19 protein-coding genes are annotated in these 25278 nt (G+C 69.5%); 15 read left to right on the top strand and 4 right to left on the bottom strand.

What is annotated here, in order from left to right; genetic code table 11:
- Positions 1-2: 2 nt before the first annotated feature.
- Positions 3-1013 (bottom strand): ABC transporter substrate-binding protein, encoded by a 1011-nt coding sequence (locus tag ACSQ2H_RS16490; RefSeq protein WP_436062471.1) that lies wholly within the window; start codon positions 1011-1013, stop codon positions 3-5.
- A 74-nt stretch (positions 1014-1087) separates the two neighbouring features.
- Complete coding sequence (locus ACSQ2H_RS16485) at positions 1088-3157, bottom strand: ATP-binding protein (protein ID WP_436062470.1); 2070 nt, start codon at positions 3155-3157, stop codon at positions 1088-1090.
- A 599-nt stretch (positions 3158-3756) separates the two neighbouring features.
- Between ACSQ2H_RS16485 and ACSQ2H_RS16480 the strand changes: the two genes are divergently transcribed.
- Entirely contained in the window at positions 3757-4824 is a 1068-nt protein-coding gene (locus tag ACSQ2H_RS16480; protein ID WP_436062469.1) for an SPOR domain-containing protein, read from the top strand.
- On the opposite strand, the gene ACSQ2H_RS16475 is transcribed toward ACSQ2H_RS16480, so the two are convergent.
- Positions 4821-6623: an ABC-F family ATP-binding cassette domain-containing protein gene (locus tag ACSQ2H_RS16475; protein WP_436062468.1), complete on the bottom strand. Its 1803-nt coding sequence runs from the start codon at positions 6621-6623 to the stop codon at positions 4821-4823. The two genes, ACSQ2H_RS16480 and ACSQ2H_RS16475, sit on opposite strands and share 4 nt — an antisense overlap.
- Before the next feature lie 42 nt (positions 6624-6665).
- Entirely contained in the window at positions 6666-8768 is a 2103-nt protein-coding gene (pbpC, locus tag ACSQ2H_RS16470) for a multimodular transpeptidase-transglycosylase PbpC (protein ID WP_436062467.1), read from the bottom strand.
- A 47-nt stretch (positions 8769-8815) separates the two neighbouring features.
- Between pbpC and ACSQ2H_RS16465 the strand changes: the two genes are divergently transcribed.
- The 14 genes from ACSQ2H_RS16465 (at position 8816) to ACSQ2H_RS16400 (ending at position 25189) form a co-directional block, all read left to right on the top strand.
- Complete coding sequence (locus ACSQ2H_RS16465; protein WP_436062466.1) at positions 8816-9280, top strand: YcgN family cysteine cluster protein; 465 nt, start codon at positions 8816-8818, stop codon at positions 9278-9280.
- 110 nt (positions 9281-9390) lie between these two features.
- Positions 9391-10305 (top strand): DnaJ C-terminal domain-containing protein, encoded by a 915-nt coding sequence (locus ACSQ2H_RS16460; protein ID WP_436062465.1) that lies wholly within the window; start codon positions 9391-9393, stop codon positions 10303-10305.
- Between the two features lie 92 nt (positions 10306-10397).
- A complete protein-coding gene (locus ACSQ2H_RS16455; protein WP_436062464.1) occupies positions 10398-10727 on the top strand; it encodes a PepSY domain-containing protein in 330 nt (109 codons plus the stop codon).
- Positions 10728-10735: 8 nt separating this feature from the next.
- Positions 10736-11428, top strand: coding sequence for a response regulator transcription factor (locus ACSQ2H_RS16450; RefSeq protein ID WP_056015905.1), 693 nt, complete (start codon positions 10736-10738; stop codon positions 11426-11428).
- Positions 11429-11430: 2 nt separating this feature from the next.
- Positions 11431-12813 carry a sensor histidine kinase gene (locus ACSQ2H_RS16445; RefSeq protein WP_436063581.1) on the top strand — a complete coding sequence of 461 codons (1383 nt, stop codon included), beginning with the start codon at positions 11431-11433 and terminating at the stop codon, positions 12811-12813.
- 90 nt (positions 12814-12903) lie between these two features.
- Entirely contained in the window at positions 12904-14298 is a 1395-nt protein-coding gene (locus tag ACSQ2H_RS16440; RefSeq protein WP_436062463.1) for a hypothetical protein, read from the top strand.
- Positions 14299-14370: 72 nt separating this feature from the next.
- A complete protein-coding gene (gene ccmI / locus ACSQ2H_RS16435) occupies positions 14371-15447 on the top strand; it encodes a c-type cytochrome biogenesis protein CcmI (RefSeq protein WP_436062462.1) in 1077 nt (358 codons plus the stop codon).
- Positions 15444-15941, top strand: a complete 498-nt coding sequence (ccmE, locus tag ACSQ2H_RS16430; RefSeq protein WP_436062461.1) for a cytochrome c maturation protein CcmE — start codon at positions 15444-15446, stop codon at positions 15939-15941. The genes ccmI and ccmE overlap by 4 nt, the downstream gene beginning before the upstream one ends.
- Positions 15938-17914, top strand: a complete 1977-nt coding sequence (locus ACSQ2H_RS16425) for a heme lyase CcmF/NrfE family subunit (RefSeq protein ID WP_436063580.1) — start codon at positions 15938-15940, stop codon at positions 17912-17914. Before ccmE ends, ACSQ2H_RS16425 begins: the two co-directional genes overlap by 4 nt.
- Complete coding sequence (locus ACSQ2H_RS16420) at positions 17911-18348, top strand: cytochrome c-type biogenesis protein (RefSeq protein WP_436062460.1); 438 nt, start codon at positions 17911-17913, stop codon at positions 18346-18348. Before ACSQ2H_RS16425 ends, ACSQ2H_RS16420 begins: the two co-directional genes overlap by 4 nt.
- 160 nt (positions 18349-18508) lie before the next feature.
- Positions 18509-20116, top strand: a complete 1608-nt coding sequence (locus tag ACSQ2H_RS16415; protein WP_436062459.1) for a Do family serine endopeptidase — start codon at positions 18509-18511, stop codon at positions 20114-20116.
- A gap of 27 nt (positions 20117-20143) precedes the next feature.
- A complete protein-coding gene (locus ACSQ2H_RS16410; protein ID WP_436062458.1) occupies positions 20144-20815 on the top strand; it encodes a response regulator transcription factor in 672 nt (223 codons plus the stop codon).
- A gap of 15 nt (positions 20816-20830) precedes the next feature.
- The gene (locus tag ACSQ2H_RS16405) at positions 20831-22243 is read left to right on the top strand and encodes an ATP-binding protein (protein ID WP_436062457.1); all 1413 of its coding nucleotides are present in this window, start codon (positions 20831-20833) and stop codon (positions 22241-22243) included.
- A 54-nt stretch (positions 22244-22297) separates the two neighbouring features.
- Positions 22298-25189, top strand: a complete 2892-nt coding sequence (locus tag ACSQ2H_RS16400; RefSeq protein ID WP_436062456.1) for a bifunctional [glutamine synthetase] adenylyltransferase/[glutamine synthetase]-adenylyl-L-tyrosine phosphorylase — start codon at positions 22298-22300, stop codon at positions 25187-25189.
- Positions 25190-25278: the final 89 nt, after the last annotated feature.

Genomic DNA, 25278 nt, shown 5'->3' with positions numbered 1-25278 from the left:
GACTACTTCGCGGCCGGCGTCACGAACTGCAGCGTGTAGGCGCTCTTGTAGTCCATGTCCTTGGGGTAGACCCCCTGGCTGGACGCGACGTTGAAGAACTCGGCCCAGCGGGCGTCGGTCATGACGCCGACGCCGCCGGCCTGGGCGTCGCCGGAGTCGACGATGCCGTACGACTTCAGCTTCTCGCGCGCCTGGTCGAGGACGTCCTGAGTCATTTCCGGGTTGTCCTTGCGGATCAGCGCGTCGCCGGGCGCGGCGTCGCCGTAGAGGTAGCTCTTCCAGCCGGCGGCCGACCCCTCGACGAAAGCCTTCACGGCGGCGGGGTTCTTGGCGATCAGGCTGTCGGGAACCAGGACCATGGTCGCGTAGCCGGGATAGCCCTCGTCGGCAAGCAGGAAGACCTTCGGCTTCAGGCCGGCCTGCTTCTCGATGGTGTAGGGCTCGGAGGTGACATAGCCCTGCTGGACCACGCGATTGTCGGCCAGGAACGGGGCGGCGTTGAAGGTGTACTTGCGCACCTGGTCGTCGGTGAAGCCGTACTTCGACTTCAGCCACACCCAGAAGGCGGTGACCGAGGCGTCGGACAGCAGGATCGGGCGGCCCTTGAGGTCGGCGATTTTTTCCAGGCCCTGGTCGGGATGGGCGATCAGGACCTGCGGGTCCTTCTGCATCATCGCCGCCACGGCCTTCACCGGGATCTTCTCCTTGGCGAGGTTCATGACGATGAAGCTGTTGGAGCCCATGCCCGCCTCGACCGCGCCGGAGGCCAGCAGCTGCGGCACGTTCACGCCGGGCCCGCCCTGCACGATCTGCACGTCCAGGCCGCGCTTGGCGTACTCGCCGGTCGCCACGGCCTGGTAGAAACCGCCCTGTTCGGCCTGGGCGCGCCAGTCGGTCGCGAAACGGATGGTGGTGCGCCCGTCGGGGGCCTTGGCCGCCTCGTCCTTCTGGCTAGGAGAACAGGCGCAGACGAGGGCCGCGAGCGCGACGGCGGCGAGGCGCAGGAGTTTCATCGACTTCCCCAACTTTCAGCGCGGGGAGCCTAAGCGCAGGCGCGCGCCGTTCCAAGGCCGCGCGACGCTAAAGTTCAGGCCGCGGCGACGCCGCCGGCCTCGCCCAACCAGCGGGTGAGGACATCGTGCAGGGCCTGGATCTGGATGGGCTTGCCGACCGCCACGTTCATCCCGGCGCGCAGGCAGGCGGCTTCCATCTCCGGCATCACGTCGGCGCTCATGGCGATGATCGGCACGCCGGCGCAGGCGCCGCCCAGGGCGCGGATGGCGCGCGTCGCCTCCAGGCCGTCCATGCGCGGCATGTGCACGTCCATCAGGATCAGGTCGCAGCCGCTGGTCTTGGCGGCGGCCACCGCCTCCTCGCCGTTCTCCGCCAGGATCACCTCGCAGCCGAGCAGGCCGAGCACCGTGGCCCCGAGCTCGCGGTTCATCGGGTGGTCGTCCACCAGCAGCACGCGGGCGGCGAGCGGGGCGGCGGCCTGGGACTCGGCGACCTCGCGCACCCCGCCGGCCGCGCGTTGGGCCGGGAGTTCGAACCAGAAGGTCGCGCCGGCGCCCGGCTTGCTCTCGACACCGATCTTGCCGCCCATCAGTTCCGTCAGGCCGCGACAGATCGCCAGGCCCAGCCCGGTGCCGCCGTGGGTGCGGCTGACCGAGGAGTCGCCTTGGCTGAAGCGCTTGAACAAACGCACGGCCTGTTCCGACGGGACGCCTGGGCCGGTGTCGGTGACGCGGAAGCGCAACAGCATGCCTTCGGCCGTCTCGATGGCCTGGAGGTCGAGGCGCACGCGTCCCTGGTCCGTGAACTTGATGGCGTTGGACAGCAGGTTGAGCAGGATTTGCCGCACCCGCAGGTCGTCGAGCATCACCGGCGCTTCGACCGGACCGATGAAGCCGAGCTGCAGGTCGAGGCCCTTGCGGCGGGCGGCCTCGGCGACGATGGCCAGGGCGTCCTGGGCGACGCTGCGCGGGCTGATCGGCGCGGGCGACAGTTCGACTTCGCCGGCCTCGACCTTTGAGAAGTCGAGGATGTCGTTGACCACGGTCAGCAGCGAGGCGCCGGCACGGTCGATCAACGCCAGCTGGCGGCGGGCCGGTTCGGGCAGGTCGTCGCGCTTGAGCAGCACTTCCGTGAAGCCGACGATCGAGCTCATCGGGGTGCGGATTTCATGGCTCATCGTGGCCAGGAATTCGGTCTTGGCCTGACCCGCGGCCATCGCCCGGCTCTGGGCGGCGCGGGCGATGCGCGTGCGGCTGGCCCACAGCCGCTTCATCCGCTTCTGGTCGGCGATCACCATCGCGGTGGCCAGGCTGGTGAAGAAGTTGATGGCGATCAGGAACTGCAGGCTGCGGGTCCGCTCGGCCAGGCTCCAGGTCGCGCCGATCGGCGCCCCGGGCAGAGTGACGATCAGGCTCGACAGCACCACGGCCATGATCATCGCGCCCACCGCCGCGCCGCGCGGTCCCAGCCGGAAGGCGAGCAGGGCCATGAGCGGGAACAGCAGCAGCGGCAGCGGGAAACGCAGGGGCAGGACGCTGACGAAACTCATCGCCGCGACCAGGCCGTAGAGGCAGAGCTGCTCAACCGGCGAGCGGCGGAAATCGCGGACCATGTCCGGGCGCACGACCATCAGGCAGGCCGGCAGCATGATCGCCATGCCCAGGGCGTGACCGTAGAACCAGCCCGAAAGGACGGTGTTGAAGCTGCGGCCGTAGAGGGTGAAGACGTCGGCCGCGAGGATCGCGGTCAGGCCGGCGGCCGGCGCGACGGCCAGCAGCAGCAGGCGCGCCACCCGGGTCATGCTGGTCAGCCGCATGGTCTCGCCGCAGACCTTCCGCGCCAACCACGCGGTGGCGGCGGCTTCCCCGATGGTCAGCGCCGGGAAAGTCGCCGCCGCGACGAGGGGATTGCCGACCACCAGGTTGTAGGCGAACTGCACGGCGAAGCACGCGACGGCCGCGGCCAGACCCCAGCGCCGGGGCAGCAACAGGAAGCCGGCCGCAAGAATGCCGCCGGCCAGCCAGATCGTGGCGATGCCGCCGCCCTCGCGGGTCAGGTTCAGGCTGAACGCCATGCTGGCGCCGTAGGCCACAGCCACGCCGCTGGCGAGCGCCAGATTGTAGAACCAGGTCCGAGCCGTCATGGGTTTCCCGCGCGTCCAGGCGATGCTGCGCCCGCTGTGGACACCAAACGCTTAAGGCGCGCGCGGAGCGGGACGGTATGTCGCAGGCGCCCGGAAAATGGGCGACGCCGATAGCAAGAGGGCGACGCTGCAGTCACCCGCAGCGTCGCCCCCTCATCCAGATCCCCCTGGGATCCATGCCTCGAGCTCGACCCCGGGACGACGTGGCGTGGGGGTTCCCCACCGGGTTCCGTCGTTGTCCTGACGTCTCTGGAGGAGAGGTTCCGGGTCGCCCTGGTTCCGATCCTCGCCGTCCGCCCGCTCGGCGAACTGGTCCCCCGTTCGCCCGCGCCGCAGTTCCCCTCGGCCTCGTGACGGTCTCACCGGCGCTGCTGGCGTGCAACTTTTGCGCGCCTTGGGCCTGTGCACGACCTTCGGTGAAATGGTTAATAAGTTGTGCTAAACCGGGGAGCGCGCCGCGCCGAGCCTCTGCGCGGGCAAGGGTTGCGCGGCGATCCACAGGATTGGGCCGCGGAAGGCGCGATGGCGCTAACCCTATTGCCGGACGACGAACTATGCGACCTCCTGCAGGTCGAGGTTGCGAAGCAGGGAGCGGTTGGGTGCGCGCGCGGTTCGGATGGGGAGTGACGCTGGCGGCGCTGGCGCTGGCCCATGGCGCGTACGCCGACATGAGCGATGGCGCGCTCAACCCACGCGAACGCCGTGCGGTCGCCGCCAGCGGTCTCCCAGCTTCCTCAGTGGTCTATGCCAAGTCGGACCTCGTGGTGGCGATCCGCAACCGCGGGACGCCGAGCGAGGGCGGCGGCGTGTTCGAGGGCGTCGTCCTGCAGGGGGAGGTCATCTCGGACGAAGCCGAGCGTGTGATCGGCTACCGCTCCATGCGCTCGACCGTGAACGTCGATTGCGTGCGGCGGCGGGACATGGTGGTCAAGATGACCGTCTTCACCGAACCGCAGGCCAAGGGCGTGGCGATCAATCGCCATGTTCCGGGCGGCTGGGTGCAGCCCTCGCCGGACGCCTACCTGGCGCAGGTGATCCGCGCGGTCTGCGGACCGGCGCCGCAGATGGCGGCGGCGCCGCCCGTGTCGGAAAAGCCCGCACCGGCCAAGCCCGCGCCGAAGGCCACGCCGGCCAAGTCCGCCAAGCCTGCCAAGGGCGCGCCGGCGGTGATCGTCGAGCTTCCGCCGAGCCCGCCGGCCGGACCGCCGGTTCCCACCGAAGAAGCGCCGATGCGCACGTCGGTCGAGGCGCGTCGGATACGGCCGGCGAGCGCGGTGCTCGCTGCCGTTCCGGCGACTCCGCCCGCAGCCGCATCGGTGGAAGCGGCGTCGCAGCCGGCGCTCGACCTGCGGCCATTGACCCCGGCGGCGGTGCGCGAAGGCGCCGCTCGACCTGCGCCGACCCCAGCCCGCGCCCCGCCCCCGGCTTCAAAGCCGAAGACCGCCGGCAAGGTCGCCGTACAGATCGCCGCCGCGGCCAGCGAGCCGCAGGCCCGCGAGGCCCTGGCCAAGATCAAGGGCAAGGTGAGGCCGCCGCTTACCACCGCCGTGCGCAGCGTCGTGGTCGACGGCAAGACCTTCCACCGGGCGCTGGTGACCGGGTTCCAGACCCGTGCCGAAGCTCAGGCGTTCTGCAACGGCCTTAAGGGCGACTGCTTCATCCGCTAGCGGGCCAAGGCCTCGCGGCGCTCTTCCAGTTCCAGCCACTCTTCCTCGGACGCCGAGAGCTCCTGGCGGGCCGCTTCCAGCGCAGCGTTCAGCTTGGCGAAGCCAGCCGGGTCGCGGGTGTAGAGGTTCGGATCGGCCATGTCGGTTTCGAGCTTGGCGATCTTGCCCGGAAGGGCGGCGATGGCCGCGTCCAGTTCCTGCAGGCGGCGCTGGTCCTTGTAGGACAGCTTGCTGGGCTTGGGCGGCTCGGCGCGCGGGGCGGGGGCCGGCTTCGGCGCGGCGGACGTCTGGGCTGCGCCATCGGCGACGGATTTGAAGAAGCCCGGGTTCTGCGAGAGGAAGTCCTGCCAGCCGCCGGGGGTCTCGACGACCTTGCCGTGACCGTCCAGGGCGATGGTCGAGGTCGCCAGCCGGTCGACGAAGTCGCGGTCGTGGCTGACCAGGATCAGCGTGCCCTCGTAGTCGGCCAGCAAGTCCTCCAGCAGGTCGAGCGTGTCCATGTCGAGGTCGTTGGTCGGCTCGTCCAGCACCAGCAGGTTGGCCGGCGTGGCCAGGGCCCGGGCCAGCAGCAGGCGGTTGCGCTCGCCGCCCGACAGGCTGCGGACCGGTTGGCGCAGCTGGTTGTCGGTGAACAGGAACTCCTTGGCGTAGGCGGCCACGTGCTTGGGCTGGCCGCGCACCATGACCTGGTCGCCGCCCAGCGGCGTCAGCACGTCGCGCAGCATCATGTCCGGCTTCAGTTCGACGCGGCCCTGGTCGATGTAGGCGATCTCCAGGTTGACCCCGAGGTTCACCGAACCGCTGTCGGGCGGCAGTTCGCCGAGCAGCAGCTTGACCAGGGTGGTCTTGCCCGCGCCGTTCGGGCCGACGATGGCGACGCGGTCGCCACGCAGGATCCGGGTCGAGAAATCCTTGACCAGGGTGCGGTCGCCGAACGCCTTGGCGATGTTCTTGACCTCGGCGACGCGCTGCCCCGACAGGCCGGACGAGGCCAGGCCCATCGACAGGTCGCCGCGCACCTCGCGCATGCGCTCGACCTTGGTCTTGCGCAGCTCCATCAGCGCCCGGCGACGGCCCTCGTTGCGGGCCCGGCGGCCGGTGACGCCGCGGCGCAGCCAGTACTCTTCCTTCTCCAGCTGCTTATCGAGCCGGCGGCCCTCCTCGGCCTCGGCGGCGAGGATGCGCTCGACCCACTCGTCGAAGGCGGCGAAGCCTTTTTCGAGGCGGCGCACCCGCCGGTGTTCCAACCAGAAGCAGCGGTTGGTGACGCGCTCCAGGAAGGCGCGGTCGTGGCTGACGATGACCAGGGCGGCGCGGGTGTTCGCCAGCTCGGCTTCCAGAGTCTCGATGGCCAGGATGTCGAGGTGGTTGGTCGGCTCGTCCAGCAGGATGACGTCCGGTTCCTCGGCGAACGCGCGGGCCAGGGCGGTGCGGCGGATCTCGCCGCCCGACAGGCCGTTGGCGGGCTTGGCCGGGTCGATGCCGAACAGCTCCAGCGCCGCTTCGCCGCGGTGCGGCTCGGCGCCGCCGGCGATCACGTAGTCGAGCAGGGTCTCGCCGCCGATGTCCGGTTCCTGGGGCACGTAGGCGATGCGGATCGAGGGCTGGACCGTGCGCTCGCCTTCGTCGGCGGCGATCTGGCCGGCCAGGATCTTCAGCAAGGTCGACTTGCCCGCGCCGTTGCGGCCGACGAGACAGGCGCGCGAGCGTGGCTCGACAGCCAGGTCGACGCCGTCGAACAGCATCTTGGGACCGTCGGCGAGGCGGACGTCCTTGAGGGCGAGAACGGGGGGCTTCATGGGCGCCTGCACATATAGGGAGCCGCGCGCCGAGGCGACCCCTCAGTTCGGCGCAGGCTCAGGCTCCGGTTCGGGGAAGTCCGGCACCGGCAGCTGCGGGATCGGCTGCGGCGGCGGAGCGACGTCACGCTCGGTGGTCTCGAAATCGTAGGCCAGGCCTTCGTAGAAGCCGTTGCGCGGGTCGTCCTCGTAGACCGGTTCAGGGTCGGGCAGCAGCCATTCGAACTCGCGGCTCGGCAGGTTCATGTGGGCCGTGACCATGTAATCCTTCCAGATGGCGGCGGCGACCTGGCCGCCGGTGACCTGGTTCATCGGGTGGTCGTCGTCGTTGCCGACCCAGACCCCGGCGACGTAGTCCGGCGTGAAGCCGATGAACCAGGCGTCGCGGAAGTTCTGGCTGGTGCCGGTCTTGCCCGCCGCCGGCCGTCCGAAGTTGGCCCGCGTCCCGGTCCCGGCGGTCACCACCTTCTGCATCATCTTCACCATCATGCTGGCCCAGTGAATGTCGTAGGCCGGTACGGGCGACGAGGTCTGGTGGGTGTAGATCACCTGGCCGTCGGTGGTCTGGATCTGGGCCACGATGTAGGGCCGCAGCCGGTTCCCGCCCGTCTGGAACACCTGGTAGGCGGAGGTCATCTCGATCAGCGGCACCTCGTAGGCGCCCAGCGACACCGAGAGGTTCGGGTTCGGCGGCAGGGTGGTGATGCCGAACCGTCCGGCCAGATTGGCGATCGCCGCCGGGCCGACTTCCTGGCCGAGCTGGACCGCTACGGTGTTGAGCGAGCGCGCGAGGGCGGACTCGACCGTCACGGTCCCGGCGTACTTGCCGCCGTAGTTCTTGGGCTCCCAGTCGCCGATCTTCACCGGCTCGTCGACGCGGGTGTCGGTGGGCAGCACGCCCTTTTCCAGCGCCGCGGCGTAGATGAACGGCTTGAAGCTGGAACCCGGCTGGCGCTTGGCCTGGACGGCGCGGTTGAAGACGCTCTTGGTGTAGTCGACGCCGCCGACCATGGTCCGGATCGCGCCCGTCGAATCCAGGGCGATCATCGCGCCCTGGCTGGCGCCGCTGGCCTTGCCGTCGACCTCAATGATCCTTCGCAGCACCTGGGCGCCGGCCGCCTGCAGTCGCGGGTCGACAGTCAGGGTGACGTTGAGGTCGGGCGAATTCTCGCCGACCATCCGCAGCACCTCGGCCTGGGCGTAGTCGATGAGGTAGCCGTTGTCGCCTTCGTTGGCCAAGGCGGTGGCGGCGAGCTTGGGGGGAGCGGCGAGGGCGGCGCGCATCTCCGCGTCGCTGATCCAGTTCTCGCCGCGCATCCGCTCGAGCACCAGGCGCTGGCGTTGCAGCGCCTTGTCCATGTTGCGGTGAAGCGCCATCCGCGACGGGGCCTTGGGCAGCGAGGCCAGCAGTGCGGCTTCCGAGAGGTTCAGCTGAGTGGCGGGCTTGCCGAAATAGGTGCGCGAGGCGCCGTCCAGGCCAAATGTGTTGGCCCCGAAGTAGATGCGGTCGAGATAGAGCTCGAGCACCTCGTCCTTAGTCAGCATCTGTTCCAGCTTGTAGGCGAGCGCCGCCTCCTGGATCTTGCGCTTCAGGTTCTGCTCCGGACTTAGGAACATGCCTTTGGCGAGCTGCTGGGTGATGGTCGAGCCGCCTTCGACGACGCGTCCGGCCTTCTGGTTGGCGCGCGCGGCCCGGGCGATCGCCCAGGGATCCACCGCGCCATGCTGGTAGAAGCGCCGATCCTCGGCCGCCAGGAACGCCTTGGGGACATAGTCGGGCAGGGCCGCCAACCGCACGTTTTCGCCGTACTGCGGCCCGCGCGAGGCGAGGAACTGGCCGTTCATGTCGTAGAACTTGATCGCCGGCGCCCGGGTGGAGGCGTAGATCTCCTGGCGGGTCGGGACCTGCGGCAGGTCCTGCAGGTAAGTCTTGCTGATGTGGTTCCAGGCCACTCCGGCGGCGATCAGGCCAGCGACGACCAGCACCAGCATCGCGACGGCGGTCCACTTGAGCACCGCCCACAACAGCGACCGCCCGTCACGCTTGCCTTTAGGCGCCGAACCGGTCAGGTCAGCCTCAGGCGGCTCCCGGCGCTGGCCGAAAGGCGTCTTGGCGCGGTTGGGGTCGTTGTTGTCGTCGGTCACGGGTAATCTGGGGCGGCTGGATTTGGATTGTGTAGGGCGCCTGTAGCATGGCTTCGAGGCCTTTCTGGGAAACGAAGTCGCTCGAGCAGATGACGGTGCGCGAGTGGGAGAGCCTGTGCGACGGCTGCGGGCTCTGCTGTCTGGTGCGCTTTGAGGACGAGGACACCGGCGAGGTCTTTCCGACCCGCGTGCACTGCAAGCTCTTCGATTCCGAACGCTGCACGTGCACGAACTATCCCGAGCGCAAGAAGCACGTGCCCGACTGCATCAAGCTGACGCCGCAGAACATCGACGCGCTGCAGTGGATGCCGCTCAGCTGCGCCTATCGCCGCATCAACGAAGGGCGTGGCCTGGCGTCGTGGCACCCGCTGGTCTCCGGCGATCCGGAGAGCGTGCACGCGGCCGGCGTCTCGATCCGTGGCGAGACGATAAGTGAGGAAACGTTGGAGGATCCGGAGGACGCCATTCAATATGCGGCGTGGGATCTTCTGGAGGAGCGCGGCGGAGACTAGTTGCGGCTCCCTCGTTGTGGTAAATATGTCACAACGAGGCTTGCGCCGCCCGCCAAACGGCCTAATTGAGTGCCCCGTAGTATCTCCCCGAAGTTTGAGAGGTCCCTTCCTTGGCGCGCGACCCCTATCAGGAGCTGGGCGTCTCTCGCAGCGCGAGCGCTGACGAGATCCGCAAGGCGTTCCGAAAGCTCGCCAAGCAGCACCACCCCGACACCAATCCCGGCAACAAGGCCGCCGAGGAGCGCTTCAAACAGGTCAGCGCCGCCTTCGACATCCTGGGCGACGCCGAGAAGCGCAAGAAGTTCGACGCCGGCGAGATCGATGCTGACGGTCGCGAGACGATGCGCGGCTTCGGCGGCGGCGGTCCGTTCGGTCAGCAGGGCAATCCGTGGGGCGGGCAAGGCCGGCATTCCGAGACCATGGAGGGCGGCGACCTCGGCGACCTGTTCAGCGAGATCCTTGGTCGGCGTGGCGGCGGCGGTGGCGGCTTCGGCGGATTCTCCCAGCGCGGCTCGGATGTGCGCGCCAAGCTGGAAATCGACCTCGAGGAAGCGATCCACGGCGCAAAGAAGCGCATCGCCTTCTCGGACGGCCGAACGATCGACGTCACCATTCCGAAGGGCGCCGAAGAAGGCCAGACCCTGCGCCTGAAAGGCCAGGGCTCGCCGGGCCGCGCCGGACCGGGGGACGCGTTCATCGAGCTGGTCATGCGGCCGCACCCGATCTTCCGCCGTGAAGGCGAGGCGCTGGTGATGGACCTGCCGGTCGCGATTCCCGACGCCGTGCTCGGCGGCAAGGTCGAGGCCCGCACCCCGGACGGCGCGGTGACGCTGACCATTCCGAAGGGCGCCAACAGCGGCCAGTCGCTGCGATTGAAGGGCAAGGGGCTGTCGGACAGCCGAGGCAAGCGCGGGGATCTGCTGGCGCGCATCGTGTTGATGCTGCCCGACAAGCCAGACCAGGAGCTTGAGAGCTTCGCCGAGCGTTGGCGCAAAGAGCGTCCGTACACGCCCAGGAAGAAGTAGTTTTCGCCGTCGCCAGTGACAGCGTCGGCGCGGACCTTCATAAACCCCGTATTCAGGCCCGGTTCAGTGATCTGGATCTAATGCTGCGGTTCATGAAACGCCTCCTTGTCATCGCCGCGTTGCTAGCGGCCGCTCCTGCGGCGGTCGCCCAGCCGTACCCTGACTACGGTCGCCCGTCCTATGGCGGCAGGCACGATCAGGACGCGGCCCGCGACGCCGTGCGCGGCGGCCGTCAGGTGCCGCTGTCGCAGGTAATCGCCAACATCGCTTCGCGCACGCCGGGTCGCCAGCTCAACACGACCCAAGGCGATGCGGGCGGACGCCCCGCCTACTTCGTGCAGTGGCAGACCAACGACGGCCGCGTGATTATCTTCGTGGTCGACGCCCAGAGCGGCCAGATCATCTCGCGCCAGGGCGGCTAAGGAGTTCCATGCGTATTCTACTGGTCGAGGACGATCCGGACCTGTCGCGCCAGCTCAAGGCGGCGCTCGGCGACGCCGGCTATGCGGTGGACCATGCGGCAGACGGCGAGGAGGCCCAGTTCCTGGGCGAGACCGAACCCTACGACGCGGTGATCCTGGATCTCGGCCTGCCCAAGGTCGACGGCGTGTCTGTGCTGGAGCGCTGGCGGCGCGAGAGCATGGCCGTGCCGGTGCTGATCCTGACCGCGCGCGGCGCCTGGAGCGAAAAGGTCGCCGGGTTCGACGCCGGCGCCGACGACTACCTGACCAAGCCGTTCCACACCGAGGAGCTGTTGGCGCGGCTGCGGGCGCTTCTGCGCCGCTCGGCCGGACATGCTGCGCCTAGCCTGTCGCTCGGCGGCTTGCGTCTCGACCCGCGAGCGGCCCGCGCCAGCGTCAACGGCGAACCGCTGCGCCTCACCTCGCTGGAGTACCGCCTGCTTCACTATCTGATGATGCATCAGGGCCGGGTGATCAGCCGCACCGAGCTGGTCGAGCATCTCTACGACCAGGACTTCGACCGTGACTCCAACACCATCGAGGTGTTCATCGGCCGGCTGCGCAAGAAGATCGGCGCCGACCGGATCGAGACCGTCCGCGGCCTGGGCTACCGCCTGACCGCTCCGGCTGAGGAACTGGGGGGCGGGGCGGCCGGCTCGTGACCATGCCGACCCTCGGCCAGCCCTCGCTCGTCCGGCGGCTGGTGATCCTGGCCGCGGGCTGGAGCTTGGCCGTTTTGGTGGTCTGCGCCCTGGTGCTGGCGCTGCTTTTCCAGCAGGCGGCGCTGCGGCGCTTCGACCAGGGCCTTTCCGAACTGATCGACAATCTTACCGCCGGCACCACCATCGCCGAGAAGGGCGAGGTCGTGGCGCCGGCCCTGACCGACCTCCGGGCCCTGCGCGCGTTCTCCGGCAAGTACTGGCAGATCGCCGAGCCGGGCGAGGGCGGCAAGCTGCGGGTGCTCGTGCGCTCCCGCTCACTCTGGGACAGCGAGCTCAAGTCGCCGGCGGACATCGTCGGCCGCCTGGACGCCAAACCTGGCCAGCCGGTTTCCTACGACACCTTCGGGCCGCTCAACGAGCCGCTGCGGGCGATGGCCACGCAGGCCAAACTGCCGGGCCGCGCCGCGCCGGTGGTGTTTATGGCCGCCGAGGACCGCAGCCCGGTCGACCGCGACGTGCGCGGCTTCGTCACCGCCACCGCCATCGCCTTCGTGCTGCTGGCGGTCGGCATGATCGCCGCGGTGGTGATCCAGGTAAGGGTCGGCCTCAACCCGTTGTTCGCCCTGCGTCGCGAAGTGGCGTCGGTACGGCGCGGCAAGGCCGAGCGGGTGGAGCGCGCCTATCCCAGCGAACTGTCGCCGCTCGCCGACGAGCTCAATGCGCTGATGGCCCACAACCAGGAGGTCGTCGAGCGCCAGCGCACTCACGTCGGCAACCTCGCTCATGCGCTGAAGACCCCGCTGTCGGTGATGCTGACCGAGGCGCGCCAGACCGGCGGGCCGCTGGCCGAGGTCGTCGAGGGCCAGGCCGAGGCGATGCGCATGCAGGTCGATCACCACCTACGTCGGGCCCGCGCCGCGGCGCGCACCCAGGGATCGGGCGAGCGAACCTCGGTGGCCGACGTGCTCGACGAACTCTCGCGCACCCTGGAGCGGATCTTCGTCGACAAGGGTGTCGAGATCGACTGGGACGCTGACGACGACCTCTATTTCCTCGGCGAGCGTCAGGATCTGCTGGAACTGGCCGGCAACGCGATGGAGAACGCCGGCAAGTGGTGCAAGGGAAAGGTCCGGGTCCGCGCTGGCGCTGCGCCGGGCGAGCGCCTGCGCCTGACCGTCGAGGACGACGGCGAAGGGCTGACCCCCGAAGAGCGTGAAGCCGTCGTGCGTCGCGGGGCGCGGCTCGACGAAAGCGCGCCTGGTTCGGGCCTTGGGCTGTCGATTGTCGACGAACTGGCGCGCGCCTATGGCGGCTCGCTGAAGTTGGGCGAGGCCCGACTTGGCGGACTTCTGGTCGAGTTGGATCTACCGCGGGCTGAGGCCTGATTTTGCAGGACTTTTCGTAAAGCCTTAACTCGCCGGAGCGATGGTCTGGCCGTGCGGGAGAGGTGCGCCCGCAGTGGAGCGTCTTCCCATATGGCCGGCCTGCCCGACGCCAAGATCGACATCGTCCGCACCCTTGTGGCCGGGGCTCCCGACAAGGTGATCAGCGGCCTGCGCAACGCGCTGGCGGCGGCGGAAGGCGACACCGCCCTGGCCGGCGTGCGCCGGGTGGTCGAGGCCGAGGTCGCCGAGCGCACATTACGGAACAAGGCCCTGCAGCCGATTGCGCCGCTGTTCTTCGACCGGCGCGGCGATCCAGAGCGTTTCGCCTTCCCGCCTCGCGCGCTGCCGATGCTCTGGCGCGGGCTGCGCGACGTCGCCCCCGAGGACGTTGCAGCCGCAGCCTTGGTCATGGCCGACTTCGAGCCTGGAGTGACTTCGAACGAGGCCTTCGACCGCCTGACGGCGCGCCTGGTCGATGAGATCGATGCGCGCACCCAGCGCGACATCGTTGCGGCGCTGGACGTCGTCGAGGCCGATCGCGCGGGCGGGGCGGCTATGCTGCGCACCTGCCTGGTCATGTCGCCGGTCGTTCGCCGCGCGACCGAAAAGCTGCCCGAGTGGATCGGCCGTACGACCCAGGAGCGGGCGGCGGCCGCGCGGCTCGCCTATCGCGACGCCTGCCGGGCGGGCGACGACGCCGGTCCGCGGTTCTTCGAGATGCTGGGCGCGCAGCTCGCCGAGCCCTGGACCATCTTACGGATCGTCTCGGCGGTGATGGACCACCCGACCGAGAGCTACCTCTCGGGGTCAGAGCTGGCGGTGTTCGCGACCCGGCTGATGGACTCGGTCGACGCCAACTTGAGGACGGTGGCGGCTTTCGACCTGAACGGGGGCGCCGCGACAGGCGAGGCCGCTGCGGCCTCTGTCGAGATTCTAACCCTGCAGGTCACTGAGCTGGAAAACGCCATCGACCTGGCGCGCGAGGGCGGCTGGGGCGGCCGGATCCAGAAGCAGAAACAGTCGTTGGCGTCGGTCGTCGAAAAGCGACTGCGTGAGCTGCCGCGGCTGCAGACGGCGGCCCTGCCGAGCCAGAAGGTGCGGGTGGCGCGGGCCCTGATCACCGAGCCGGAGCTGAGCTCGCCGCCCGATCAAGGCCACGTCGAGCGTTGCCGCAGTCTGCTCAGCTTCGCCGAGGGCATTCGCGCGAGCGCCAACTACGGCGGCTTCGCCTCCACGCGCGCTAAAGTGATGGAGGCCGCCGGCGAAGCGCTCGACCAATACGTCGAGGACGTGCTGGCCCGCGTGCGGGAAGGTGAGGCGCCGGATCGTGAGATCGCCGCCCTGAAGCTGCAGGTCGCCGCCGAGTTCGCCGGCTTGATCCACGAACCCCGCGCGAGAGAAATCGTGCGTCGCCGCGCGGCGAGCGCATTCGGGGCGGTCACCGCGCCGCGCCCCGCCTGGGAAGACCCGGCCCGACCGCTCTAAACTCTGCCTGAAACTTGGGCTGCGCCGATCGGACCTGTGGAACTGACGGCGTCTTTCGGCTAAAGCCGCGCCATGATCGCGTTCTGGGTGGTTGCGGGCGTGCTTTCTGCGCTCTGCGCTGGTCTCGTCCTCTGGAAATCGGCTCGCGCGGCGGCGCTCGCCGGCGCCGATGATCCGACCGCGGCGGTCTACCGACGCCAATTGCGCGAAATCGACGACTTGGCCGACCGCGGGCTCATCCCCGCGTCCGAACGCACCATCGCCCATGCAGAGGCCGCGCGTCGCCTGTTGGGGGCGTCCGACGCCAAAAGCGCGCCATGGTCGGTCGACCTCTCGCAACGCAAGATCGTGCTGGTGTTCGCCGCCCTGACGCCGCTGCTGGCGCTGGGTCTCTACTTCGGTGTCGGCTCGCCGGGCATGGGCGACCAGCCGTTCAAGGCGCGCGTCGCCGCCTGGCGCGCCGCCGATCCGTCGGAACTGACCCCGCCGGAAATGGCGGTGGTGCTGAATTCGCTGATCGCCGAGCGCGGCGGCGACCCTGAGGCCTACGGCTTCCTGGCCCAGGCCGAGATGGCGTCCGACAATCCCGACGCAGCGGCGCGCGCGATGCGCCGTGCGATCGAGTTGGCTCCGGACCGCGCCGATCTCTGGGAAGGGCTCGGCGAGGTTCTGGTCGTCCAGGCTCAAGGCGAGGTCTCGCCTCAGGCGCAGCGCGCCTTCCAGGAAGCGCTGAAGCGTGACCCGAAGTCGGTCAGCGCCCGCTTCCATCTGGCCCGCGCCCAGGTCGCCGGCGGCCAACGCGCCGAGGGCCTAGCCGCCTGGCGCGCGCTCGCGACGGACCTGCCGGCCACCGATCCGCGCCGCGCCGCCGTGCAGCAGGTCATCGCCGAGGCCGAAGGCGCGCCAGCGCCGAAGTTCGACAACGACCAGATGGCCGCCGTCAAAGGGATGGTCGCGAGCCTCGCCGCCAAGCTCGAAGCGGAGCCCGACGACCCCGAGGGGTGGGTGAAGCTGGTCCGCTCCTACGCCGTGCTCGGCGACGCCGCCAAGCGCGATGCGACTTTGACGGAAGCCAAGGCGCGTTACGCCGGCAAGGCCGATATTCTCAAGGCCCTGGACCTGGCGGCTAAGACGGAACCGATGCGATGAGCGGCTGGCTGCCCAAATCCCCGAAGGCGCGCCGACGCCTTTATCTGGTCGCGGCCATCGCGCCGGTGCTGGCGCTCGCGGTCGGCCTGACCCTGTGGGGTCTCTCGGACTCGATCTCGTTCTTCTACACGCCGGCCCAGGCCGCCGAGGCCAAGCCGCCGGTCGGCCGCTCGATCCAGTTGGGCGGGCTCGTGCAGCCGGGCAGCGTGGTCAAACACCCGGACGGCCGTGTGGAGTTCGTCGTCGCCGATCAATTGGCCACCACCAAGGTCAGTTATTCGGGCGATCTGCCGGACCTGTTCCGCGAAGGTCAGGGGATCGTCGCCACCGGCGCTTTCCAGGCCGACGGCGATTTCAAGGCCAAGCAGGTGCTGGCCAAGCACGACGAGAAGTACATGCCGCGCGAGGTCGCCAAGGCCATCAAGGAGCAAGGCGAATGGCGCGGCGAAGGCGCGCCGGCGCCCAGCTATTCGGCGGAACCGGCCGCGCGATGATCGTCGAAATCGGGGCGTTCTCTCTGGCGCTGGCCCTGGCGCTGTCCGTCGCTCAAGCGCTTGTCGGCGGTCTGGCGCGCTGGCGCCGTTCGCCGGTGATGGCCGGCGCCGGGCAGGGCGCGGCGATCGGCGCCTTCGTCGCGCTGCTCGTCGCCTTCGCCGCGCTGATGTACGCGTTCGTGACGTCGGATTTCTCGGTCGCCAACGTCGCCGCCAACTCCCATACCGCCAAGCCGCTGCTCTATCGGGTGGCCGGGACCTGGGGCAGCCACGAGGGCTCGATGCTCCTGTGGTGCCTGGCCCTGACCGGTTGCGGCGCGGCCGTCGCGATCTATGGCCGCGATCTGCCGGCGGGGCTCAAGACCCTGACCATCTCGGCGCAGGGCGTGCTGGGCGTCGTGTTCCTGGCCTATACGGTCTTCGCCTCCAACCCGTTCAACCGCGTCATCAACGCGCCGGTGGAGGGCCGCTCGCTCAATCCGCTGCTGCAGGACCCGGCGCTCGCCTTCCACCCGCCGGCGCTCTACGTCGGCTATGTCGGCATGTCGGTGGTGTTCTCGTTCGCAGTCGCCGCCCTGATCGAGGGCCGCGTCGACGCGGCCTGGGCGCGCTGGGTGCGCCCCTGGACCCTGGCGGCCTGGAGCGCCCTGACTGTCGGCATCGCGCTTGGCTCGTTCTGGGCCTACTACGAGCTCGGCTGGGGCGGCTGGTGGTTCTGGGATCCGGTCGAGAACGCCAGCTTCATGCCCTGGCTGATCGCCGCAGCGCTGCTGCATTCGGCCATCGTCACCGAAAAGCGCGGCGCGATGGCTGGCTGGACGGTGTTCCTGGCGCTGGCCGCGTTCACCTTCTCGATGCTCGGCGCCTTCCTGGTGCGCTCGGGCGTGCTGACCTCGGTGCATGCCTTCGCGGTCGATCCAACCCGCGGCGTGCTGCTCCTGACCATCCTCGGCGTCACGGCCGGGGCCGGCTTCGCCCTGTTCGCCTGGCGCGCGCCGCTGTTCGCGCGGGGCGGCGTCTTCGCGCCGGTCAGCCGCGAGAGCGCGCTGGTGCTGAACAACATCCTGCTGGCGGCGGCCACCGCCACCGTGCTGCTGGGCACGCTCTATCCGCTGATGCGTGAGGCTGCGACCGGCGAGGCGATCTCGGTCGGGCCGCCGTTCTTCAACCTGACCTTCACGCCGCTGATGGCCGCCCTGGCGATCCTGCTGCCGGCCGGGCCGCTGCTGGCCTGGAAGCGCGGCGACCTCAACGGCGTCGTTCAACGCCTGTGGCTGGCGGCACTGATCGCGGTCGGCTGCGGCCTGGCCGCCTACGCCCTGATCAGCCCGCGCAAGGCGTTCTCGGCGGCCGGCGTGGCGATGGGCGCCTGGCTTGTGGTCGGGGCGTTGGTCGAACTGGTCGAGCGCACCCGCATGTTCCGCGCCTCGGCCGCTGAAACCTGGCGGCGCCTCATCGGCCTGCCGCGTGGAGCGTGGGGCATGACCCTGGCGCATCTGGGCCTCGGCGTCTTTGTGCTCGGGGCCTGCTTCGAGACCGGCTGGAAGCTCGAGGCGGCCGAGACCCTGCCGATCGGCGGGCGGCTGAACCTTGGCGAGTACAGCCTGGTGCTGGACGATATCCGCGGCGTCGAAGGCCCGAATTACGAGGCCGAACGCGGCCTGCTGCGCGCCTTCAAGGGCGACACGCAGATCTGCGCGCCCAAGCCCGAGCGCCGCTTCTACCCGGCTGGCGGCCAGACCACGACCGAGGTCGCAATCTGCACTCGCGGCCTCGATCACCTCTACGTCGTGCTTGGCGAGCGTCGCGACGCCGCCGGCGAGCCGGTCTGGCTGGTGCGCGGCTACTGGAACCCTTGGGCGCTGCTCATCTTCATCGGCCCCGGCATCATGGCGCTCGGCGGCGTGGTCTCGCTGTCCGACCGCCGGCTGCGCCTGGGCGCCGGGCGCAAGCAGCAGGCGGTGGCGGCATGAAGCGGCTGGCGGCGATCCTGGGGGCGGTGCTCTGCATCGCCGCAGCGTCGGATCCGGCCGAACGGCTGCCCGATCCGGCGCAGGAAGCCCGCGCCCGCGAGCTGTTCCGGGAGGTTCGCTGCCTGGTCTGCCAGAACGAGTCGATCGACGACTCCAACGCCGAGTTGGCGGCCGACCTGCGCCGGCTCGTTCGTGACGAGGTCAAGGCCGGCAAGACGGACGCCGAGGTCCGCAAGCACCTGACCGATCGCTACGGCGAGTTCGTGCTGCTCAAGCCTGCCTTCTCGCTGGGCAACGCCGCGCTCTGGGGCGCGCCGCTGGTGGTGGTGTTGCTGGGCCTGTGGCTGCTGTTCCGTACCCTGCGGAACCGGCCGGCCGACGAGGCGCTATCGCCCGAGGAAGCTGCGCGCCTGGACGACCTGTCGCGCGATTGAACAGCGTGACAAGATTGCGCCAAACATTGAACGCTATGAAGAGCCGAGCGTGACCTAAACGTAACTTGAGAGACATTGCGCTCTTTGGCATCGAACATAGGTTGTCGGGGACGTGCCCGTGCTATCTGACACCGGGCGCCCACAGGGAAATTGAAGGCTTATGACCTCGAAGAAGACCGGTTATCTCCTCGGCGCCCTGGCGGGCGTCGGCGTCGCGACTGCGGCTCTCGCCGGCGCGAACCTTGCGGATCAGCCGCGGGCCGATTCCAGCGTCGATCGCAGCCTGCTGATGCGCACCTCGACCGCGCCGATCTTCGCGCCGCCGCCGGGCGCGCCGCTGTCCTTCGCCGACATCTTCGAGAAGGTTTCTCCCGCCGTCGTCTCGATCAACGTCACCTCCGACGTCGACCCGTCGGCCCTGCGCCGCGTTCCGGGCTTCGAGAACTTCCCGTTCGACATCGTTCCGCGCCAGCCGCCGGGCGGCGGGGGCGGCGACGACGAGGAGGGCCAGGGTCAACAAGGCCAGCAGGGCCAGCAGGGCCAGGGTCGTGGTCAGCCGCGCCTGCCCAGCCAGCAATCGTCGGGCTCGGGCTTCTTCATCTCGGGCGACGGCTACATCGTCACCAACAACCACGTCGTCGAGAACGCCAAGGAGATCAAGGTCGTGCTCAAGGACGAGCGCGAACTGGACGCCGTGGTCGTCGGCCGCGACGAGGGCACCGATCTGGCCGTGCTCAAGGTCAAGGGCAGCGGCTTTCCGTATGTGAACTTCGAAAACGCCGGCAAGCCGCGCGTCGGCGACTGGGTCATCACCGTCGGCAATCCGTTCGGGCTGGGCGGCACGGCGACCGCCGGCATCATCTCGGCCTACGGCCGCGACATCGGCGAGACCTTTGTCGACTACATCCAGATCGACGCGCCGATCAACCGGGGCAACTCGGGTGGTCCGACCTTCGACGTCTACGGGCGGGTGATCGGCGTCAACACTGCGATCTTCTCGCCGTCGGGCGGCTCGGTCGGGATCGGCTTCGCCATTCCTGCGGACGTCGCCGACTCGATCACCAAGCAGCTGATCGCGGGGGGCAAGATCACCCGCGGCTACATCGGCGCGTCGATCCAGAACTTCACCGCCGAGATGGCCGAGGCCCAGGGGATGGGCGCCCAGCGCGGGGCCATCGTCGCGAATGTGACCCCGGGCGGTCCCTCGGAGCGCGGCGGCCTGCAATCGGGGGACATCGTCACCTCGGTCAACGGCGTGAACGTCAAGACCTCGTCCGAGCTGACCCGCGAAGTGGCCAAGGCCAAGCCGGGCGACGTGCTGCGGCTGGACGTCCTGCGCGCCGGCAAGCGCAAGAACGTCGAGATCCGCTCAGGCGTGCGTCCGACCGAACGCGAACTCGCGGCGAACGACAACCAGCAGGGCGGCCAGAACCGCGGCGGCGGCGACAAGCCGGAGGCCCAGGCCCAGCGCCCGGTCGTCCTCGGCCTGGCCCTGTCTCCGATCGACGAGGCCTCGCGTCGTCGCCTGAACCTCGACCCGGGCTTCAAGGGCGTGCTGATCGCCAGCGTCGATCAATCGTCGGACGCCGCTCAGCGCGGCCTGCGCAAGGACGACATCATCGTCCAGGCGAACGGCGAGGCTATCACTACGGCGAGCGAGTTCTCTGCGGCGGTCACCGCGGCCAAGAAGGCCGGGCGTCAGAGCATCCTTGTCGGGGTGCATCGCGGCGGCCGTACGTCCTTCCTGCCGCTGAAGATCTCCGGCTAGGCTGAGCGGACCTGGGGGCCTGAGTCGATGCGGATACTGATTGTCGAAGACGATCTCGAAGCGGCCGAGGTCATGGACCGCGGCCTTACCGAGGCAGGTCATGAGTGCGTTCGCGCCAGCGACGGGGAGGCGGGCCTCTCCGCCGCCCAGGCCGGCGAGTTCGACGTCATGATCGTCGACCGGATGATGCCGCGGATGGACGGGGTGTCGATGGTCCAGGCGCTGCGGCGCGAGGGCGATCAGACCCCCGTGCTGTTCCTGTCGGCGCTCGGCGAGATCAACGACCGCGTCGAGGGCCTGAAGGCCGGCGGCGACGACTACCTGGTCAAGCCCTACGCCTTCGTCGAACTGATCGCCCGGGTCGAGGCGCTGTCTCGGCGCCGGGAGACCGGCTCGGTGCAGACGCTCCTGCGGGTCGGCGAGCTGGAGATGGATCTCATCGCCCGCACCGTGCACCGACAGGGCAAGGAGATCGACCTGCAGCCGCGCGAGTTCCAGCTGCTGGAGTTCATGATGCGCCATGCCGGCCAGTCGGTGACGCGCACCATGCTGCTCGAAAAGGTCTGGGAGTATCACTTCGACCCGCAGACCAACGTCATCGACGTGCACGTCTCGCGTCTGCGTTCGAAGATCGACAAGGGCTTCGAACGCGCGATGCTGCAGACCGTCCGCGGGGCGGGCTACCGCCTCGATCCGTAGGGGCAGGCGCGCGCCATGCGCCTGCCGAGGCTCTTTCGAACCACGCCGTTCCGGCTGACGCTGCTGTTCCTGGCGCTGTTCGCAGCGGCCGCCAGTGCGTTCCTGGCCTACATCTATCTGGCGACCGCGGGCGAGGCGACGCGGCGCACCGACCAGAACATCACCCGTGAAATGCGTTCGCTGGTGGCGGCCTATGACCGTGCCGGCGTTGATGCGGTGAACCAGTCGCTGATCGAGCGCGCGGCCAGCGAGCGGCCGTTCCTCTATCTGCTGATGAAGCCTGACGGCGCGCGGATCTCCGGTTCGATCGCCGAGTCGCCGATCGAAGACGCCGGCGCGGCCGTCGGTGTTTCGACCCGCGCCAGTTTCTCGGTCACCGACGCGGACGCCCAGGGCCGGCTGGTGAAGCATCCGGCCCGCGGCATCCAGGAGCGGCTGAGCGGCGGTGAGATCCTGTTCGTCGGCGCCGACATCAGCGAAGACCAAGCCTATGTCGTGAAGATCACCCGCGCGCTCTGGGGGGCCGGGGCGCTGGTGATCGTGCTCGGCCTGGCCGGCGGCCTGCTGGTCAGCCGCAACGTCTCGCGCAGCATGGGCGCGCTGAACGACGTGGTGGCCGCGGTTCGCAACGGCGATTTCGACGCCCGCGCTGCGGTGCGCGGCGCCCGCGACGAGTTCGACGAGCTCTCTGAGGGCATCAACGAGATGCTCGATCGGCTGCAGCGCTCAATGGCCGGCCACCGCCACGCCGGCGACGCCATCGCCCACGACCTGCGCTCCCCACTGACCCGTCTTCGCGCGCGGCTGGAGACGGCCTATCTCGACGTCGAGGCCGGCAAGGGCGACGCCGAGGAGGCCCTGGCCCAGGCGCTCGACGACACCGACGGCGTCCTCAAGACCTTCGGCGCGGTTCTGGCCATCGCCCGCCTGCAGGCTGCGGGGCAAGCGCCTGATCAGAGTCTGTTCGACCCCGCCGAACTGGCCGCGGACTTGGCTGAACTTTACGAACCGACCTGCGAGGACAAGGGCCTGGAGTTCGGGGCAGAGTTCGCCAAGAACCTTCAGGTCCGCGGCAACCGCGAGTTCCTGGCCCAGGCGCTGGCCAACTTGCTCGACAACGCGGTGAAGTACACACCGGCCGGCGGGGCGATCATGTTGCGGGTGAGACGCCGGTCGTCGGGGGAGATCGAGTTCTCGGTCACCGACACCGGTCCGGGCGTCCCCGACGAAGATCGCGCTCGCGTGGTTGAGCGCTTCGTGCGGCTGGAGAACAGCCGCAGCGAGCCCGGCTCCGGCCTCGGGCTGTCCCTGGTCGCCGCCGTCGCCGAGGCGCATGGCGGCCGGCTCGAGCTTTCGGAAGGTCCCGGCAAGGTCGGCGAGATGGGGCCTGGGCTGCGGGTGGCGCTGATCCTGCCGCGAGCGGGCTGATCCTCCCCCACCGTGGGTGGCGCGCCGCCGCCGCCCGGCTAATGTCGTTCCCCGATGACTCGATTGATTGACGCCATTCGCCCCTGCGGTCCGATCGCCGACGAGAAGGCCGCCGAGCGCGCCCGAAACGTGCTGGAGGACGCCGCGGCGCGCGACAGCTGGAGCGCGCAGCTCGAACGGGCCTGGCCGTCGTTGGCGCCCGTGTTCGGCGCGTCGCCCTACCTGACCGGCCTGGTGCGCAGGGATCCGATCCGACTGCGTGATCTGCTCGACAGCGAGCCCGAGGCGCGGTTCGATGACCTGCTGGCCCGGACTGCCGCGCTCGCCGACGCCGACTGGGACGCGGCCAAGGCCGGGCTGCGCAAGCTGAAGGCCGAGGCGCACCTGCTGATCGCGCTGGCCGATCTCGGCGGGGTCTGGAATCTCGATCAGGTGACCGGCTCGCTCACCCGCTTCGCCGACGCGGCGCTGCACTCGGCGCTGACGGTCGCCGCGCGCGGCGAACTCGACGCCGGCCGTCTGACCCGTGTTGGTACGGGCGAGGAGGGGCCTGTCCCCGGCTGGTTCTGCATCGCCATGGGCAAGCACGGCGCCTATGAGCTCAACTATTCCAGCGACATCGACATCTCGGTCTTCTACGAGCCCGACGTGCTGCCGTTGGCCGATGGCGTCGAGACCCAGGCCTTCGCGGTCCGCCTGACCCATCGCCTCGCCGACATGATGCAGGACAAGACCGGCGACGGCTACGTGTTCCGGGTCGACCTGCGGCTGCGGCCCGATCCGTCCTCGACCCCGCCGGCGGTGCCGGCTCCGGCGGCGTTCGACTACTACGAAAGCGTCGGCCAGAACTGGGAACGGGCAGCCTTCATCAAGGCCCGCGCGGCGGCCGGCGACATCGGCCGCGGCCAGGCGTTCCTCGATGAGCTAGCGCCCTTCATCTGGCGCAAGAACCTAGACTTCGCGGCCATCGCCGACATCCATTCAATCAAGCGGCAGATCCACGTCCACAAGGTCGACGACCGGCTGACGGCCAAGGGCGTCGACCTCAAGCTCGGCCGTGGCGGCATTCGCGAAATCGAGTTCTACGTGCAGACCCAGCAATTGATCCTGGGCGGCCGCCATCCGGAGCTGCGCTCGCCGCGCACGCTCGATGCGCTGCGCGCCCTGGAGGCGGCCGGCCACGTTTCGCCTCAGGCCGCCGACGAGCTGACGGAGGCCTATCGCCAGCTGCGAAGCGCCGAGCACCGGGTGCAGATGCTGGCCGACGAACAGACCCATCGGCTCTCTGAGTCCGACGGCGAGCGCAAGCGGGTCGCTGCGCTCTCCGGCTTCGACCGCGTGCGCAGCTTCGACACCGCCATCGAGCGCACCCTGAAGACGGTCAACCGCCGCTACGGCGAGCTCTTCCCGGATGAAGAGCAACTGTCCTCTCGGTTCGGCAGCCTGATCTTCACCGGCGTCGAAGACGACCCGGAGACGCTGGCGACCCTGGCGCGGATGGGCTTCTCGCATCCCGCAACCGTCTCGCAGACGATCCGCAGCTGGCACCACGGTCATATCCAGGCGACCCGAACCGCCCGCGGCCGCGAACTCTTCACACGGCTGGCGCCTAGGCTGCTCGACGCGGCCCAGGCCAGCGGCGCGCCGGACGCCGCCTTCACCCGCTTCGAGGCGTTCTTCTCCAAGCTGTCGTCGGGCGTGCAGCTGCAGTCGCTGTTCCTGGCCCAGCCAAAGCTGTTCGAACTGATGGTCCAGGTCATGGCCTTCGCCCCGCGGCTGGCCAGCACCCTGGCGAGGCGGCCGGCCGCGCTTGACGCGCTGCTCGACGGCGCCTTCTTCGCCAGCATCGACAGCGACGAGGACCGCAGCGTCATGGCGCATGCGGTCAGCCGCGCCGACGGCTTTGAGGAGGTGATGGACGCCGTACGCCGCATCCACCGCGAGCAGGCGTTCCGGGTCGGGGTGCAGGTGATGAGCGGCGCGGCCAGCGCTGAACTCGCCGGTCGCGCCTTCGCTGATCTCGCCGACATCTGCATGGAGGCGCTCGCGCCTGCGGCGCTGACCGAGGCCGAGCGGCTGGGCGGGCATTTTCCGGGCGAGGTGGCGGTGATCGCGCTCGGCAAGTGCGGCTCGCGCGAGATGAGCGCCGGGTCGGACCTCGACCTGATGACGCTCTATCGCGCCGCCGAGCCGGGCGCGGCCTCGTCCGTGAAGGAGTGGAGCGCCGACGTCTTCTACGGCCGCTTCACCCAGCGCCTGATTGCCGCGCTCTCGACGCCGACCGGCGAGGGCGAGCTCTACGAAGTCGACATGCAGCTGCGCCCTTCGGGCACCAAGGGACCGGTGGCGGTCAGCTTCACCGCCTTCGAGGACTATTACGAGCGCGAGGCTGAGACCTGGGAGCTCTTGGCCCTGACGCGAGCCCGAGTGGTCTGGGCCAGCTCGCCCGATTTCGCCGAAGCCGCTGCGGGGGCCGTCGAAGCCGCCCTGCGCCGGTCGCGCGACCGCGACCGCACCGCGACTGATGTGCGTGACATGCGCACGCTGCTGGAGCAGGAGCGGCCGCCGAAAGGGGAGTGGGACCTGAAGCTGTCGCCCGGTGGTCTGGTGGACATCGAGTTCGCGGCTCAGTTCCTGCAGCTGGCTCATGCGGCGGACGGCGGGCCGCTGCGCCAGAACACCGCCGAGGCGCTGGCGGCGTTCGACGGGCTAGCCCCGGCCGACGCACTGGCGGCGCTGCGCAAGGCGTGGACGCTGCAGCAGAACCTCACCCAACTGCTCAAGGTGGCGCTCGGCGATAACGCCGACCCGACGGACGAGCCGAAGGCGTTCCGCACGTTGCTGGCCCGCGCCGGCGACGTCCGTGACTTCCGGGCGCTCCGCACGAAGTTGGAGACGGCCCGAAGAGGCGCGCGGACCGCCTACGAAACGATTGTCGGGGCCTGAGCGACGGATCGGACGGGGCGGCGCGTTGAACGGTCGGCAGGGCGCGAGATGCGACCTTCGACAGAACAGAGGCCGTGACGGCGATTGAA

It is taken from the genome of Phenylobacterium sp. LjRoot97 (assembly GCF_964254345.1).
Lineage (GTDB): Bacteria > Pseudomonadota > Alphaproteobacteria > Caulobacterales > Caulobacteraceae > Phenylobacterium.
The sequence above is the reverse complement of the archived record's forward strand: the minus strand, read 5'-3'. Positions and strand labels throughout refer to the sequence as shown.

What these genes read in the sequence shown, in the direction of transcription:
- ACSQ2H_RS16490 (WP_436062471.1), bottom strand. Translation starts at nt 1,013, where the DNA reads ATGAAACTCCTGCGCCTCGCCGCCGTCGCGCTCGCGGCCCTCGTCTGC.
- ACSQ2H_RS16485 (WP_436062470.1), bottom strand. Translation starts at nt 3,157, where the DNA reads ATGACGGCTCGGACCTGGTTCTACAATCTGGCGCTCGCCAGCGGCGTG.
- ACSQ2H_RS16475 (WP_436062468.1), bottom strand. Translation starts at nt 6,623, where the DNA reads ATGAAGCCCCCCGTTCTCGCCCTCAAGGACGTCCGCCTCGCCGACGGT.
- ACSQ2H_RS16465 (WP_436062466.1), top strand. Translation starts at nt 8,816, where the DNA reads ATGGCTTCGAGGCCTTTCTGGGAAACGAAGTCGCTCGAGCAGATGACG.
- ACSQ2H_RS16455 (WP_436062464.1), top strand. Translation starts at nt 10,398, where the DNA reads ATGAAACGCCTCCTTGTCATCGCCGCGTTGCTAGCGGCCGCTCCTGCG.
- ACSQ2H_RS16450 (WP_056015905.1), top strand. Translation starts at nt 10,736, where the DNA reads ATGCGTATTCTACTGGTCGAGGACGATCCGGACCTGTCGCGCCAGCTC.
- ACSQ2H_RS16445 (WP_436063581.1), top strand. Translation starts at nt 11,431, where the DNA reads ATGCCGACCCTCGGCCAGCCCTCGCTCGTCCGGCGGCTGGTGATCCTG.
- ACSQ2H_RS16440 (WP_436062463.1), top strand. Translation starts at nt 12,904, where the DNA reads ATGGCCGGCCTGCCCGACGCCAAGATCGACATCGTCCGCACCCTTGTG.
- ccmI (WP_436062462.1), top strand. Translation starts at nt 14,371, where the DNA reads ATGATCGCGTTCTGGGTGGTTGCGGGCGTGCTTTCTGCGCTCTGCGCT.
- ccmE (WP_436062461.1), top strand. Translation starts at nt 15,444, where the DNA reads ATGAGCGGCTGGCTGCCCAAATCCCCGAAGGCGCGCCGACGCCTTTAT.
- ACSQ2H_RS16425 (WP_436063580.1), top strand. Translation starts at nt 15,938, where the DNA reads ATGATCGTCGAAATCGGGGCGTTCTCTCTGGCGCTGGCCCTGGCGCTG.
- ACSQ2H_RS16420 (WP_436062460.1), top strand. Translation starts at nt 17,911, where the DNA reads ATGAAGCGGCTGGCGGCGATCCTGGGGGCGGTGCTCTGCATCGCCGCA.
- ACSQ2H_RS16415 (WP_436062459.1), top strand. Translation starts at nt 18,509, where the DNA reads ATGACCTCGAAGAAGACCGGTTATCTCCTCGGCGCCCTGGCGGGCGTC.
- ACSQ2H_RS16410 (WP_436062458.1), top strand. Translation starts at nt 20,144, where the DNA reads ATGCGGATACTGATTGTCGAAGACGATCTCGAAGCGGCCGAGGTCATG.
- ACSQ2H_RS16405 (WP_436062457.1), top strand. Translation starts at nt 20,831, where the DNA reads ATGCGCCTGCCGAGGCTCTTTCGAACCACGCCGTTCCGGCTGACGCTG.
- ACSQ2H_RS16400 (WP_436062456.1), top strand. Translation starts at nt 22,298, where the DNA reads ATGACTCGATTGATTGACGCCATTCGCCCCTGCGGTCCGATCGCCGAC.